The 15,278-nt window shown below is 38.3% G+C and carries 11 protein-coding genes and 3 pseudogenes; 9 read left to right on the plus strand and 5 right to left on the minus strand.

Annotation, left to right across the window (positions count from 1 at the left end):
• Nucleotides 1-348, plus strand: a pseudogene (locus A9Z07_RS17615) (aldehyde dehydrogenase family protein); the annotation flags it as partial.
• Between the two features lie 16 nt (nucleotides 349-364).
• Here A9Z07_RS17615 and A9Z07_RS17620 read toward each other — a convergent pair.
• Nucleotides 365-568 (minus strand): annotated as a pseudogene (locus tag A9Z07_RS17620) (LysR substrate-binding domain-containing protein); the annotation flags it as partial.
• Here A9Z07_RS17620 and A9Z07_RS18045 point away from each other — a divergent pair.
• The 3 genes and pseudogenes from A9Z07_RS18045 to A9Z07_RS09110 form a co-directional block, all read left to right on the plus strand.
• Nucleotides 565-873: pseudogene (locus tag A9Z07_RS18045) on the plus strand (hypothetical protein); the annotation flags it as partial. The pseudogenes A9Z07_RS17620 and A9Z07_RS18045 sit on opposite strands and share 4 nt — an antisense overlap.
• A gap of 153 nt (nucleotides 874-1,026) precedes the next feature.
• The gene (locus tag A9Z07_RS09105; RefSeq protein WP_069578083.1) at nucleotides 1,027-3,117 is read left to right on the plus strand and encodes a TonB-dependent siderophore receptor; all 2,091 of its coding nucleotides are present in this window, start codon (nucleotides 1,027-1,029) and stop codon (nucleotides 3,115-3,117) included.
• A gap of 198 nt (nucleotides 3,118-3,315) precedes the next feature.
• The gene (locus tag A9Z07_RS09110; RefSeq protein WP_069578085.1) at nucleotides 3,316-4,656 is read left to right on the plus strand and encodes a PepSY-associated TM helix domain-containing protein; all 1,341 of its coding nucleotides are present in this window, start codon (nucleotides 3,316-3,318) and stop codon (nucleotides 4,654-4,656) included.
• Between the two features lie 130 nt (nucleotides 4,657-4,786).
• On the opposite strand, the gene A9Z07_RS09115 is transcribed toward A9Z07_RS09110, so the two are convergent.
• The 4 genes from A9Z07_RS09115 to A9Z07_RS09130 all read right to left on the minus strand — a co-directional run bounded on the left by A9Z07_RS09115 (nucleotide 4,787) and on the right by A9Z07_RS09130 (nucleotide 8,361).
• On the minus strand, nucleotides 4,787-5,326 hold the full coding sequence (locus tag A9Z07_RS09115; protein ID WP_413772628.1) for a lipocalin family protein: 540 nt from the start codon (nucleotides 5,324-5,326) through the stop codon (nucleotides 4,787-4,789).
• A 661-nt stretch (nucleotides 5,327-5,987) separates the two neighbouring features.
• Entirely contained in the window at nucleotides 5,988-6,908 is a 921-nt protein-coding gene (locus A9Z07_RS09120; protein WP_069578089.1) for a hypothetical protein, read from the minus strand.
• 45 nt (nucleotides 6,909-6,953) lie between these two features.
• The gene (locus A9Z07_RS09125) at nucleotides 6,954-7,586 is read right to left on the minus strand and encodes a TetR/AcrR family transcriptional regulator (protein WP_069578091.1); all 633 of its coding nucleotides are present in this window, start codon (nucleotides 7,584-7,586) and stop codon (nucleotides 6,954-6,956) included.
• Nucleotides 7,587-7,734: 148 nt separating this feature from the next.
• Nucleotides 7,735-8,361, minus strand: a complete 627-nt coding sequence (locus A9Z07_RS09130; RefSeq protein ID WP_004879512.1) for a TetR/AcrR family transcriptional regulator — start codon at nucleotides 8,359-8,361, stop codon at nucleotides 7,735-7,737.
• 86 nt (nucleotides 8,362-8,447) lie between these two features.
• On the opposite strand from A9Z07_RS09130, the gene A9Z07_RS09135 reads away from it, so the two are divergent.
• The 5 genes from A9Z07_RS09135 to A9Z07_RS09155 all read left to right on the plus strand — a co-directional run bounded on the left by A9Z07_RS09135 (nucleotide 8,448) and on the right by A9Z07_RS09155 (nucleotide 14,799).
• A complete protein-coding gene (locus tag A9Z07_RS09135) occupies nucleotides 8,448-9,683 on the plus strand; it encodes an oxygenase MpaB family protein (RefSeq protein ID WP_069578093.1) in 1,236 nt (411 codons plus the stop codon).
• A gap of 80 nt (nucleotides 9,684-9,763) precedes the next feature.
• Nucleotides 9,764-11,461: an aldehyde dehydrogenase family protein gene (locus A9Z07_RS09140; RefSeq protein WP_069578095.1), complete on the plus strand. Its 1,698-nt coding sequence runs from the start codon at nucleotides 9,764-9,766 to the stop codon at nucleotides 11,459-11,461.
• A 30-nt stretch (nucleotides 11,462-11,491) separates the two neighbouring features.
• Nucleotides 11,492-13,069, plus strand: a complete 1,578-nt coding sequence (locus A9Z07_RS09145) for an AMP-binding protein (RefSeq protein WP_069578096.1) — start codon at nucleotides 11,492-11,494, stop codon at nucleotides 13,067-13,069.
• A gap of 89 nt (nucleotides 13,070-13,158) precedes the next feature.
• Entirely contained in the window at nucleotides 13,159-13,608 is a 450-nt protein-coding gene (locus tag A9Z07_RS09150) for a GFA family protein (RefSeq protein ID WP_069578098.1), read from the plus strand.
• 36 nt (nucleotides 13,609-13,644) lie between these two features.
• Nucleotides 13,645-14,799 carry an acyl-CoA dehydrogenase family protein gene (locus A9Z07_RS09155; RefSeq protein WP_069578100.1) on the plus strand — a complete coding sequence of 385 codons (1,155 nt, stop codon included), beginning with the start codon at nucleotides 13,645-13,647 and terminating at the stop codon, nucleotides 14,797-14,799.
• Nucleotides 14,800-15,278: the final 479 nt, after the last annotated feature.

Genomic DNA, 15,278 nt, shown 5'->3' on the forward strand with positions numbered 1-15,278 from the left:
GACAAGCGCCGTGAAAAAATGCCTCAGATCAAAATTCAGATTATCCATTATCAAGATGTCATTGCGGATGCAATAAATAGAGACTTTAGCTCACGATCAATTGATGAATCGAAACTCCATGATATCCTCGGATGTGTTCTAAAGGCAAATCATGCGATTCGTCATGTGAAGCGTTGAATGCGACCAAGCAAAAGGCACACTGAACAACTGTTCGTAACAAATCAATTACGAGTGCAATATCAGCCTAAAGGGATTGTCGTACCTTGGAATTTCCCTGTAAATTTAGCATTAAGATCATTAATTGCTGCAATTGCCGCAGGCAATAAAGCTATGATCAAATTATATGAAGCTCCCTGATTAAGCGCTATACCTTATTAAAATTTTCTTTTAATGCATTAATTAATATATTTAATAAAGGCGCTTGCTCACGTCTATGCGGATAATATAAGTGATACGGTTCATAGCGATGTCGCCAGTCTTTAAGGGTTTCTTCCAGTTCACCACTTTCAATATAAGACTGAACCATATCAATCGGTAGATAAGCGATGCCTACGCCACTTCTTACTGGGTGTTGGACTGATTCTATTAGTATTGTTGCAAAAAGTTGAAAGTAAGCGTTGGGTTAAACCTTTAATTGTATTTGGTTCTGTGCCGATGTTTTTTTATATCATCCACTTATATGTTTTAAAAGTTTTATACCTTATTGCTGTCAATATTTTTGGTAAAAATTACGGAGAATATTACGGTGTAGAAACCGTTTCAATGCTTTGGGCGATTGCAATTGTACTCAGTGTATTACTGTATCCTCTAGTTTTTAAATTTTCTGAATTTAAACATAGAAATAAACATATCACTCTGCTTAAGTATTTCTAACTGAATGTAAGTTTTCGCTCTGTTTAAGATAGGTGATTGGAAATGGTTCGAATAGCTAACCACTTCCAATCTTATGAAATATTTAAGAAATAAAATGCAAAAGACAATTTAATGTAATAATATAACATTACATTTGATTTGTATGTTCTCACTATGCTTTCCAAATTTTATCTAATATCTTCATGTTCATTACTGTCAAACTTTGTCTGGGCACAAACATCTGATTCGACGACTCCCCTGCCAACAATCGTCATACAAGCTCAAAAAGCAGATCAAGATGTCTTAACAACATCTGCATCGACGAAATTTACACATGATGTACTTGATACCCCTTCCAGTCGTAGCTTTCTTTCTCAGGAAGTTTTAAAACAGCAAGATGTACAACGTATAGATGACACTTTAAATCAAGTCAGTGGCGTGTTCAGCCAAACCAATTATGGTGGTGGCTTCTGGGATAATTTTTCATTCCGTGGATTTAGTACAGATCCGAATATCGGACCGCAAATTATTCGAAATGGATTAAGTGTAAATCGGGGTCTCAGTGCGTCTCGGGATATGGTCAATATTGAATCTCTAGAGTTTCTCAAAGGCCCAATGGCTGCACTATATGGACGAGGAGAAACTGGTGGTTTACTCAATATCAATACGAAAAAGCCAGCATGGGAATCATCTAGTGAAATCAATTTACGAGCGAATAGCCTAGAAAAATATCGTGCTAGCTTTGAGCATACCGCCCCGATTAACGACCAATTAGCATATCGTTTTGCTATTGCACATGAAGATAATCAGAGTTTTCGGGACTATGTGAGTAATTCGCGCTGGTTTTTTTCTCCGCAATTAAGCTGGAAGTTATCCGATCGAACTCAATTGGACTTAGACACAGAATTCACCCGTGTAGAAGGATTATTTGATCGGGGTATTAGTGCTTATCAGCAGAAAATTGTGATGAATCCAAGAACCTATACAGGTGAACCAGACGATGGAGATCATTTACAAACTGATAATTTTTATCAAATTCGGCTCACGCATGAGCTAAATGACGATTGGAAGGTCAAAAGTGCTGTGAGTGTGAAAGATAGTTTATTAAAAGGTTTTTCAAGTGAACCTCGTCGTATACAAAGCGATGGTCGTACTTTAGAGCGGCAGCGACGTTATCGGGATAATAAAAGTGATGATGTGTTATTCCAAACAGAAATGTTAGGCACGATCCAGCAAGACTGGGCAAAACATGAAATATTGTTGAGCGCAGAAACAGGACAAATGAAATATCGCCAATTGCAGCTACGACGTAATCACAGTTCAGATATACCCAACACTATTGATATTTACCAACCTGCCTATGGAACATATTTACCAGACCTTCCCCTATTTATTGACACTGAGGATCGACAAAAATACTTCGCCTTCAATGTCCAAGATCAGATATTTTTAAATGATCAATGGAGTGTTTTACTTGGTCTACGCTTTGATCATGTCACACAAGAATTTGTGAATAAGATTGCCACGACCTCAAATCAAAAAGACTTACAAAAAACCAGTCCACGTTTTGGATTGAACTATCGTTTAAGTGATGCATGGTCAGTCTATGCCAATTATGGCCAATCATTTGCAATTAATAGTGGAATGGATCGCAATAATCAAACCTTTGATCCAGAAAAAGGTCAAAGTTATGAGATCGGCAGTAAATACCAACTCAACCCACAAAGTCTGATCAGTGTTGCATTATTTAAAATGGATAAGGAAAATGTGCTCACAACAGACCCAATAGATAACAACTTCCAGATAACCGCGGGAGAAGTCTCTAGCCAAGGGATAGAGCTAGATGTCGAAACACAACTGAATGACCAGTTATCGCTCCGCGCCAATTATAGTTACACAGATGCTCAGGTTGAGAAGGATCAAACACTTGCTAAAGGTTCGCGCTTAAGCAACGTTCCCAAACATAGCGGTTCAATCAGTACAAACTATGAATGGATGCTATCTGACAACTCAAATATAGGCGTAGGGGCAACAGCTGTTTATGTTGGGAAGCGTAGTGGTCATAGCACTGATAACGGATTCAATCTTCCTGAATATACATTAATTAATTTAAATGCTTACTATGCGCCAAGTGAACAAATACGTTATCAATTCAACCTAAATAACCTTCTGGACAAAACCTATTACACGGCGAGTTATAGTGAGATGTGGATACAGCCTGGTGAACCATTGAATGCATCATTGGCAGTGCAATGGAAATTTTAAAATGTTTGAATGAATGCGTTAAGGCTAGCTAAGCTGATACAGCCTTAACCATTAAACTTATGAAAGTGTAAACATATTGTCAGCATCGAATATAACCGCCAACCTTATAATACGCATTAACATTACCTTGTCGTTCTATAGGGTTTAAACAGTTATAATTTCATCCCCCCAATCGCTCATCATTAACTTCTGATTGCCATGCCCCAACAACCTTCTTATTGGCGAAATCTATTCCGCTTAGTCCATATATATGCAGGGATATTTGTTGCGCCATTTATTTTTATTGCCGCATTTACGGGTTTTCTGTATGTCAGCAGTCCGCAATTAGAGCAATATATTTATAAGGAGCAGTTGTATGTACACAGTGAAAATCGCCCTCAACAACAACTGAGTCTGCAAGTTCTTGCAGCTCAATCTGTAATGGCAGAATCAGCAAGAATTACTGAGCTACGTCCAGCGCCAACATCGGATCAAACCACTCGGGTTATTTATGCTGATCCAGAAAATAAACTGAATAACCAAGCAGTTTTTGTGAATCCGTATACATTAGAAGTTATGGGGCAACTACCTGTTTATGGTACGAGCGGTGTACTTCCCTTAAGAACGCTAATCGATCAACTCCACAGCAATTTACTACTGGGTGACATTGGAAGACTCTATAGTGAGCTTGCAGCAAGTTGGTTAGCCATTCTCAGTCTGTCAGGACTTTATCATTGGTATAAACTTAGAAAACATTTTAATCAGAGCAAGACCGTCTGCAATAAAGTTTTAAAATGGCACAGCTCAATTGGAATAGTCTTGCTTCCATTATTACTCATTGTTGCGATTACAGGACTAACTTGGTCTAAATGGACAGGAGAAAATATCCGCATACTTCGCCAAGCCTTGAGTTGGCAGACACCAGCTCTCGTTAGCTCTCTTTCGGGTATGCATTCGATTGATAGTCATGCACATCATCATACCGATATGGGTCAAATGAGCCATCAGTCGCTTATAAAAGCAGAAGATTTTGATCAAGTGCTACAGCTTGCTAGACAAAATGGTATTCGCAGTGCTGAACTTCAAATAAAACCACCGACAACGATAAATACAGCATGGACAGTTTCTGAAATACGTCGTCGTTGGCCTACAGAAGCAGATAGTATCGCTATTGATCTTAGAAATAATAAGGTTATTGATCATTTACACTTTAAAGATTTTCCAATCGCGGCAAAACTCACACGCTGGGGTGTTGATGCGCATATTGGTGTTTTATTTGGTTGGGTCAATCAATTGCTCTTAATGATCTATGCACTTGCTCTATGCTTTCTGATTCTTTTGGCTTTCTGGCTGTGGAGCCGTACATTTAATTTAAAACAGACAACCTCCAATTTCGTAAATCAGAGCTTACAAATTTGGGGAGCCGGCAACATAAAACAGAGACTTTTTCTTCTTCTGTCTCTGGTTATTCTTCTAATTTGTTTGCCAACCTTAGCAATCAGCATAGCCTTGGCTATTGCTTTCATCATGCTTAAACAATATCAATCCAGATTGTTATAATTGGTTGGCTAGGCACTAAATATAGTGCCTATCAACTCTAATAGCCAATTATAATGAGCTGGAAATCTTCAAAGAACTGATAAGATGAATCCATATGAATCTTTAAAATTTCAACATAAATATTTTCAATTTATTGTTTCTGCGAAGTTCGAACCAGCTTAGAAACATCATATCCATAATCGTGTGCAGTTTGCACATACGATTGATACGTTGATGCATCCAGATTCGGATCTCTTGATAATATCCATAGGTACTTATGAGATGGGCCTCCTACTAATGCTACTCGGTAGTCAGAATCAACTCTTAGAACCCAGTAATCTCCTTTAGTGAACGGAATCCATCGTAATCCAGAAGGCAAAAAGCTAACTTTTAACATACTATTCCCTTCATTTTGCGGATAAGCAATACCTTCAGAACTAATCGTTTCTCCTGTTTTTGTACGACAACTATTAATTACAGCAATAGTTTTATCAGAGTTGATCGAATAATTGGCTGTAGTATCACTCACACATTTTCGCTGAAAATACATCGGAAAGTGTGCTATTTCATACCACTTGCCGATATACTTATCGACCTCAATCTTATCCACAGCTTTAGGAGTCTGTGTTTCTGCATGCGTTGCAAAGGAGCCTAAAAAACCTAAAGAAGCAATTAAACCTGAAAAAATTATTGTTCGTTTAATTAAGTTGCATAAATAACGCCTTTCACTTTTATGATAGCATTTAAATTAATAGATATTGATGTGAATAAAGTGTGAAAATAAGATCTTATATACATTAAATAATAAAATACAGACATTTATTACCAACTTAAATATATGAAAATTCAATAATTAACTTGACTAATTCTGCATTTATTAAGACTTTTTTGCCTCACTCTCTCCGAATAAAACTCTTCAACAATAACTTCCTCCATCACCATCCATTGCAAGATGAGTATTACTATCACTTTGAGGTGCAACTTCTCTTGATAAAATCCTGAACCCTTACTCTTTTCATCGATTTCTTTGGTAGAACAGGTAAAAATCCGATACCGAATAGATAAATAGAAATGATAAATAGATTTGATTGAACTGCAAAAAAACTAGATCTTTTTAAAGTCTTTCTAAGAAATGTCATATTTAAAAAGTGGATGATTTATATAAAGATTATTTTGGTGGAGAAGGCGTCAGTTGAACTAAAACAATAACCAAATGTTTTATTTTATTTTTATTTTTCATACAACTTAAATTTACCCAATCTTGACCTATTCTCCCGACGCTGATTATTGCTTTGATATTGGCTCATCCGTATAGAGTTCCTAAACAATATCAATCCTATTTTAAAGTTGGTTTATTGTGTTTCAAATTGTTGAATGGTTTTAATTACTTGTTGTCGGTAAGTTTGCCACTTAGGTAGTACATGCAATCTATTTTTACGTGTAATGATCGACACATAACGTGATTTATATCTAAAATCAATTTCACAATTAGCTGTCGTACCACAGTAAATACCTACACTTTCTTCCTCAGGTACTTCGGAAGGAGAAATCCAAAATTGAAGCCGTTCGTTAGAAACGCAGTTTTTAGGAGTTGGATCATCTTGGGCTTTATTGGCTAGCTTGTCTAACATCATTTGTGATGCTTCATAGCCCATCCCCTTTAGTCGTACATTTTCTTTTAACTGCTCTACATCACGGCAACTTAAGTCTTCATAGTTCTGTAAACCATTGACATCTTTTACCCTAAAAATATTTTCAAGTTTTTCGCCGCGGTCTCCTGTCAATTTCCAAACATTTGGTCTTCCCTTAATTTCATATTTTAAAATTTTAAATACATAAATATCTTCTTTGTTTGAAAGACGTCCATCTTTATCTCGTATTACAGGTTGACCACTCTCTGTGATTTCAAAACTAATAGAACCTAGTTGGGGCTTTTCTTTTGGATCCTTAGGCCGAGAATAACCAAATGGTCCAGATACACTGTCTAAGATCAACCCGACTCGGCCATCTGCCAAAACACCACCTTGTAAATAATTCATTGGTACTTTTAGCTTTAAAACTTGTGCATCTGTTCTATTATCTGCTTTCCAATCTATATAAAGCTCTTTGTGTATAATTTGAAACTCAGGTGCATAACTTTGATTAAACTTTTGTAGACGTTCTTGCTCCCACTCTTGTTCCCACTTTTCAGGAGGAAAACATGCAGCTAACCCCAAGCTTAGCTGTAATATACAAATCACTTTAAGTTTTTGTTTCAATAATGGTTTATTCATTATTAAATTGATCTAATAACCAAAGTTTTCAGCTTATGAATTTTATTAATATTCAGAACTAATTTGAATCGTTTTAGTGACCAAATCAATCTTAGCACCTAGTCCAATCATACTAGTTGCAATTAGTGAGCCGTATGATTTTAAAAGCTCCTTTTCATTTGATAAGTAACCTGCAAGTTCAAGCATCAAGCGTCCATGCATCGTTGCCCAAATATGTTGTGTTGCATGGCGGGAGCTACTTGAAAAAATTTTTGCATCAACCGCTCTTACACAAAGTTCATGCAGAAATTTAAGACCTTCTATACCCTGTTCCAACTCAATTCCAGAACGCTGATATCCCCCAACACTTTCAGCAGCAAACATCACGGCATACAAATGTCGATGTTCCAAAGCGAACTCACGTGCAACACATACTGTATTCCATAAATCTAATAAAACTTGATTTGTATCTGGAAGCTGCTGAAATTTTTGTAAGAGTTGTAAAAAACCATAATCGACTACAGAAGCGACCAAATTCTCCATAGAACCAAATTCTGTATAGACAGCAATACTGGACATGCCAATTTTGGCAGTAATTTTACGGACAGTCATTGCATTTGGACCATCCTGTTCAAGCAATTCAACTGCTGCTTGGGTCATTAATTCACGACGATCTTTTTGCTTAACTGAAACTCCCATACAACGGGTATCCTAAACGGTGTATTTAGTTATCAAGTATACACATGCTATAACATTGTTATAAGAAAATAACAGTGTAATATTTAACACTAATCTAAATTTCCCTATATTTATTGAAAATACCACCATCTACTTTTATGTTTACTCTTTATCGATTTATTGGAATTGCCCCATTGACCAATTCAGTCTTAGCACCTAAGCCGATCATGCTTGTAGCAATCAATTGGTTATATGATCCCAAAGGATACTGTTCCTTTGAAAGATATCCTACTATTTCAAACATAAGACGGCCATGCATCAAAGTCCAGAAGAATTGGGTCGCATGCCATGCAGTAGTTGTAAAGATTTCCTCTTTCACTGCTTTCTCACAAAGATCATGAATGATTATAAGTGTATCTTTACCTAGCTCCAATTCTTCTCCAGACCTCTTATGACCTCCAATATTTTGTACTGCAAACATCACTGCATATAGGTTTTTATGGGAAAGAGAAAATTCACGAACAATACAAAAAGAAAGCCATAAATCAACTAATACATCAGAAGTTTTGGGAAGTGCCTGTAATTCTTTAGCAAGTAGTTGGAATCCATAATCGACTACAGTTGAGGCTAAATTGGCTATCGACCCGAATTCTCTGTATATCATAATACTCGTCCCCCCTATTTTGGCAGTAATTCTACGGACAGTCATTGCATTTGGTCCCTCTTGTTCAAGGAGTTCAACAGCTGCCAATATCAATAACTCACGACGATTTTTGTATTTAATTGAAGCTCCCATACAACAAACATCCTAAAATTGTGTATTTACTTATCAATGATACGCATGATATAACACTGTTATAGATAAATAACAGTGTTATATTTATGGCTAATGCAAATTTCTCCACACTTGAAAAAAATCTTGAACTTGCAGCTCGTGTTGAAAAGCTAAAACAATTGGCTTCTCAGCCATGTTCTGAACAATATCTTGACGTTAATGATATAGACCTTGAAGCATGGAATCATGTGGGTGATCCGCTTTGTGAAGCAGTCATGGCTGAGCTCAAAGCAAATAAGATGTTGGCGGGTGATAAATATATCAATGCCCGTAAATTGCAAGCACAAGGAAATCCTGCTGCTATTGCTTTTTTTGCAGATGTTGAAACTGTACCAACATGGCTTGACTTTGATGCCATGCAGCTAGGTGCAAGAATGGCAGCCCGCAATCCAATTGGTATGCTGTTTGGTATGCATGGTGGACTGCCATTTACTTACATAGACCCAGCAACTGCTTTGGTGATGGGCAGTACAGGGAGATTGGCAAAAGGCGGTGACTATCGTCGTCGCTTCTGGGAAACAGCCACAGGCTTTGTCGGAGCACTGGACGTTGAGGGTATGAAGCCAGGTGGTGCACGTTGGGAGCTATGGGTTCGTGTTCGTTTCCTACACACCATGATCCGTATGGGAATTTTACACGCAGGTCAATGGCAACTCCCTACGGCAATGCCAATCAGTCAGGTTGCCTCGGCTGCAACAGCCCAAATTTTTGGACCTTATCGCGTTAATATTATTCGTTACTTTGGTGGTGAAGTCAGTAAAGAAGAAGAAGACAGTTTTGCCCTGATGTGGCGCTGGATTGCCCGTCTTGAGGGTGCAAATAACCAACTGTTGGGAAAAACGCATGAGCAACAATTCCAGATTCAATCCAGAATGCACCAATTCCTGTATGGTAAAAGCAAAGAAGCTGTAGACATTACACAGGGAGTGATTGACGGAGCATCAACAATGAAAGCTTTCCCTCTATCCAAACGGATGCATACTGCAGTTGTCCGTCGTTTACTTTCTGAAGAAATGCTACAAACCTTACCAGGCTACAATTTTCCTGATGATTTAGAATTGCCTAAAGATCGTCCTGCTGCACTTACTTTAGAAGCACTTTCTGGTTCATTAAGGTTATTAAATAAAATTACTCATATCCCACCATTAAAGAAATTAGTAGAACATCATGGACTAAGATTCCTTGATCATGTGGTAGAAAAAGGACTGGATGGGATTAAGGCGGAGTATCAGGCAACACCGATTAAGCATCCTGAGGGTAAGTGCCCTATGGGACATGGTTGAAAACATAACTTATAAACCTATCCACGAGTAAGTATTCAAAATTGAAACTTATTTATTTTTATTTCAAACAAGGATAAATCATGGTTACAGCATTAAAAGAACTTCAATTTGCAACCAAGGCACAGTTAGATACAGCCATTCAAGATCTTAGTCTTGGCATTGTAAAATGGGCCAATTCAAATTTACAGGAACGAATCGCCTTACTAAAAAAAACACATGCCAGTATTGCAACTGCAAGTGAAGACTGGGCAAAAGCTGCCATTTTAGCGAAAGGCACGCCACAAGGTTCACTTGAAGGTGAAGAATGGATGTCTGGTCCCTATGCCACACTGAATGGATTTACTGCTGTAATTGAAAGTTTAGAAAAATTAGCGCAAGGTAAATCACCTTTGGATGGTGTTAAAGCCAGTAAAGCACCAAATGGTCGTATTAAATTTAGGATGTTACCAAGTAACTTCTACGAATTTAATCTGTTTCATGGCTTCCGTGGCGATCTTTGGTTGGAGCCTGGCGTATCTGAGGCAGAAGCAAGGGCTAAAGCAGGTTTAGGTGCAAAGCGACTTGGTGAAAATGGTGGCGTTGGACTGGTGTTGGGTGCAGGAAATATCAGTGCCATTGGCCCGTTGGATATGCTGTATGAACTGATTGCTCATAATCGGGCAGTTGTTTTGAAACTTAATCCAACCTTTGGTTCACTTTTAGACATCTATAAACAGGCTTTTGCACCACTGATTGAGGCTAATCTATTACGTGTCGTCAATGGTGATGCTGAAACTGGTGCCTATTTAACCGACCATATAGGTATTAAACACGTTCATATTACAGGCAGTGGCATCACCCACGATAAGATTGTTTGGGGTTCAACTACCACAAAAGTTGGTCGACCGATACTCAATAAACCTATTACTAGCGAACTGGGTGGTGTGTCACCAATTATTATTGTGCCAGGAAAATGGTCAAAAGCAGATCTTCGCTATCAGGCTGAAAATGTTGTCACCCAAAGAACTCATAATGGTGGGCACAACTGTATCGCAGGACAAGCCATTATCCTGAGTAAAGACTGGGAGCAAAAAGATGAGTTTCTGACAATTGTAGCTGAAGAATTTGAAAAAGCAGCAAAAAGACCAACGTGGTATCCAGGTTCGGAGGCAAAGCTGGCAGCCGCTCAAGCCGCTTACCCTAATGCCAAACGAATCAAAGATACCTTGTTAATTGAAGTGAATGAGCAAACTTCCCAAGACTTATTAACCACAGAATACTTTGCTCCTGTACTGGGTCATATTGCTCTTGAGGGTACCGATGTTGATTTTTTCCGTAATGCAGTTGCTTTTGCCAATAATGAACTGGATGGTAGTTTGGGTGCGAGCATTATCGTTGCACCACGTGACCGTAAAGCAATGGGACAAGCATTTGAAAATACTTTAGCTGATTTACGTTATGGAACCATTGGTATCAATGTTTGGAGTGCAATCGGTTTCCTTGTACCATCACTGAGTTGGGGTGCTTTTGCTGGAAATACATTAGAAAACGTTGGCAGTGGTATTGGTATTGTTCATAACTCCCATTTAGTTGAAAGAACTGAAAGAAGTGTTATCTGGGGGCCATTCCGTCCATTCCCTCGTTCCTTTATCAATGGTGAAATTGCATTGTCACCAAAACCAGCATGGTTTGTTACCGCTCGTTCAGCTAAAGATACTGCACAGAAACTCACTCAGTTTAGTGTGAAACCCAGTGTCACTAAGATGCTGAAAATTTTTGTTGATGCCTTTAAAGCTTAATGTCTACTTCTTATTTAGGATAATCAACAAATGACTTATTACAGCAGCTATCCAGAAGTCGAAATCCCAACAAGTTCAATTTATGACTACATCTTTTCTTCGTTGAAAAATGAGGAACTTGAACGTATTGCTGTGGTAGATGGTACCCAGCAAATTACTTATAGTCAGTTACGCCAAAAAATTGATGCTTTTGCAGGTGCACTGTATGCAAGAGGCATTCAACAAGGTGATGTGATTGCTTTACATGCGCCGAACGGTTTAGGCTTTATCATTGCTTTTCATGGCATTTTGCGAGCTGGTGCAACAGTTACAACACTGAATGTATTGTATAGTCCAATGGAGATTAGTAGCCAAATCAATGATTCAAAGGCAAAACTTTGTATCACAACCTCAATGTTTTTATCTAATGCAGTGGCTGGTGTGTCAGATGCTGGACTTGATCACAAACAGATCATTGTGTTGGATCATGTAGAAAACTACGTCTCTATGGCTGAACTTATTACTCAAGCTTATAGACCACCAGAGGGCTTCGTACAAGCAGCAACCCAACTTGCTGTCTTGCCTTATTCTTCAGGAACAACGGGAAAAGCAAAAGGTGTCATGCTGACTCACCGTAATTTGGTTGCAAACATTGCTCAATGTTCAGCTGTATTACCAATACGTGAGGATGATACAGTACTTGCTGTACTGCCTTTTTTTCATATCTATGGCATGAATGTCATTATGAATTTGACGCTAAAACAGCGAGGCAAGTTGGTTATTTTACCTAAGTTTGACTTAAAGCCTTTTCTTGAACTCATCCAAAATGAAAAATGTTCTAGCATCTATATTGCACCACCGATTGCAGTTGCTTTAACCAAACATCCATTGGTAAAAGAATATAATCTATCCAGTATTCGTACCATTGTTTGTGGGGCTGCACCAATGGACGAAGCACTTGGGGCAGCTTTAACAGCACAAATTCCTGCGGTGTTGTTACAAGGTTTTGGCATGACTGAATTAAGTCCAGTATCCCATGTTACTCCTCTGAATAATCCAAATATTCCAGTTGGTTCAATTGGCCTAGCTGTTCCCAACATTAGTTTCAAAGTGGTTGATTCCCAAACGGGCGATGAAGTTGAAAAAGTTCCAAATGGACGGACTCAAGCAGGTGAAATGCTGGTCAAGGGTCCAAATGTCATGGTGGGCTATCTAAATAATCAAGAAGCCACCAATGCAACGATTACAAGCGATGGTTACCTCCATACAGGAGATATTGTTGAAGTAGGTGCACAAGGTGAAGTTTATGTGGTGGATCGCTTAAAAGAACTGATTAAATATAAGGGTTATCAAGTTCCACCTGCCGAACTGGAAGCATTACTGCTCACTCATCCAGCTGTTGCTGATGCAGCCGTTGTTGCACACCCAGATGAAGATGCTGGTGAAATTCCACGTGCCTTTGTTGTGCTTCAACCTAATTCAGATATTGCTAAAGATGAAATCATGGCATTTGTCGCGGCTAAAGTCGCTCCACATAAACGCATCCGAATTGTGGATTTTATTGAATCCATTCCTAAATCGTTGTCAGGGAAAATTCTACGTAAGGAATTAAGGGGTCTTCCTTTATAAAAACTTTTAAATGAAGTTGGTGGATTAATTTCCATATTGAGACACCAACACGTTATCAATTTTAACATTACAAATTTAAAGGAACCCTGATGAGCCTCGAAATCTCATGTTCTTGTCAACATAATAAATTGGTGCTGAATGGTCCTGTGATTATGCGTTTTATTTGTCATTGCTTAATCTGTCAAAATGTCTATAAAGCTCCGTATGCAGATGTAGTTGTGGCGTGGAAAAATGATGTTGTTACTACTGAACTACAAGCCATTGAATTTAAAAAGTTCCGCATGCCACCAGCGGTTAATCGAGGCATTTGTACTCTATGCCAAAAACCCGTTTTTGGCTATCTTAGGTCTTATGTGAAACATGACCATGCCTTTATTCCGGCACAAAACTTTAAAGACCCTTCATCTCTACCAAAGCCTTGTTTGCATGAATTCTATCACCGTGCTATCTCTCCTATAGAAGATGGATTACCAAAATATTATGGTTATGTGCACAGTATGTTTGGATTAAGCAAAGCTCTCATTAAAAGTCTTCATTAATTATAAATAAGCAACGAGTTTGAAAAGGATTTCACTATGCACATCACCACTGAACATGAAGCTTTACGTCGTACTGCACGTCAGTTTGTTGAATCTGAAATCAATCCTTATATTTTAGAATGGGAAAGACAAGGACAATTTCCAATTCATGATGTATTCAAAAAAATGGGGAGTCTTGGTTTACTTGGTATTTGCAAGCCTGAAGAAAATGGTGGATTAGGATTAGATATATCTTACAACCTTATTGTTGCTGAAGAATTTGGTCGTTCCATTGCTGGAGGAGTTGCTATGGCGATGGGGGTACAAACCGATATGGCAACTCCTGCACTTGCCCGATTCGGTAGTAAAGAACTCAGGGATATGTTCCTCACTCCTGCGATTGCTGGTGATTACGTAGGTGCAATTGCTGTGTCAGAAGCTCATGCTGGCTCTGATGTTGCTGCGATAAAAACAACAGCATGTAAAGATAATGATGACTATATTATTAATGGCAGTAAAATGTGGATTACTAATGGCGGTCAGGCAGATTTTTTCTGTTTGTTAGCAAATACCTCAGATGACAAGCCACATCGCAATAAGTCTCTGATCGTTGTACCCTCTCATCTTAAAGGGGTCAGTACCTCTAAACCATTGCATAAGTTGGGCATGCATTCCACCAACACAGCACAAGTATTCTTTGACGATGTACGTGTACCGCAACACTACCTGATTGGTAACGAGGGGGCTGGATTTGCCATGCAAATGATGCAATTTCAGGAAGAACGCTTATGGGTTTGTGCCAATGCCTTAGGTTCGCTTGATCTATGTCTGGAGCAAACCATTCAATACACTCGCGAGCGTACAACCTTTGGTCAACCTGTTATAAATAATCAGTACGTACACTTTCGCTTTGCTGAACTAGCAACTGAAATTGAAGCCTTACGTGCTTTGACCTACCATGCTGCTGAATTGCATGGTACTGGGAAAGACGTGACCATGCTAGCCTCTATGGCAAAGCTTAAGGCTGGACGCTTACTACGAGAAGTTACCGACAGCTGTTTACAGTATTGGGGTGGTAATGGCTTCATGTGGGATAACTTGGCATCACAACTTTTAAGAGATACACGTGTTGCCTCTATTGCAGGAGGCACAGATGAAATTATGCTGGGAATTATTACCAAGAATATGAATATGCTGCCTAATAAAATCTAATTGATTAGTATCTATTAAATAAGCAGTTCAAAATTATATTATTCAAATCAAAGATAACATCCAGCACTCGTTGAACTTTAAAGTTAGAGTGGCTTAGTTAGAAGCCCTTCTAACTTCATGATTCGTATCAACATCTACAATATTTATAACATCTAATTCAAAGCCTGCATCGACTGCTGCAACCCTTTCTGAATATCCAGAACATGGCTCAGGGCTGTAAACCTTGGAAATATACTGGTGGAGGTGGCGTCAGTTGAACCAGAGTTATAACTCTTTGTATTTTATTAATTTTATAAAAATAACAGGCTGAATTTACCCCATCTTACCCCTCACCTTTTTGAATAGTTTCTGACGGGTTAAAAACCATACCTAGCAGTATTGGAAAGAATGTATTTACACTCTTAAACTTTAAAACTTACGATGCAACATTTTTATAACAATAATTTATACCTAAAAATTAATTTTCAACTCAATAAAAG

Origin of the sequence: Acinetobacter sp. YK3, from assembly GCF_001729365.1 — a bacterium.
Classification (GTDB): Bacteria; Pseudomonadota; Gammaproteobacteria; order Pseudomonadales; family Moraxellaceae; genus Acinetobacter; species Acinetobacter vivianii.

Coding starts and splice junctions, on each gene's coding strand:
- A9Z07_RS09140 (WP_069578095.1), top strand. CDS start 9,764: ATGGTTACAGCATTAAAAGAACTTCAATTTGCAACCAAGGCACAGTTA.
- A9Z07_RS09155 (WP_069578100.1), top strand. CDS start 13,645: ATGCACATCACCACTGAACATGAAGCTTTACGTCGTACTGCACGTCAG.
- A9Z07_RS09110 (WP_069578085.1), top strand. CDS start 3,316: ATGCCCCAACAACCTTCTTATTGGCGAAATCTATTCCGCTTAGTCCAT.
- A9Z07_RS09145 (WP_069578096.1), top strand. CDS start 11,492: ATGACTTATTACAGCAGCTATCCAGAAGTCGAAATCCCAACAAGTTCA.
- A9Z07_RS09120 (WP_069578089.1), bottom strand. CDS start 6,908: ATGAATAAACCATTATTGAAACAAAAACTTAAAGTGATTTGTATATTA.
- A9Z07_RS09105 (WP_069578083.1), top strand. CDS start 1,027: ATGCTTTCCAAATTTTATCTAATATCTTCATGTTCATTACTGTCAAAC.
- A9Z07_RS09125 (WP_069578091.1), bottom strand. CDS start 7,586: ATGGGAGTTTCAGTTAAGCAAAAAGATCGTCGTGAATTAATGACCCAA.
- A9Z07_RS09135 (WP_069578093.1), top strand. CDS start 8,448: ATGGCTAATGCAAATTTCTCCACACTTGAAAAAAATCTTGAACTTGCA.
- A9Z07_RS09130 (WP_004879512.1), bottom strand. CDS start 8,361: ATGGGAGCTTCAATTAAATACAAAAATCGTCGTGAGTTATTGATATTG.
- A9Z07_RS09150 (WP_069578098.1), top strand. CDS start 13,159: ATGAGCCTCGAAATCTCATGTTCTTGTCAACATAATAAATTGGTGCTG.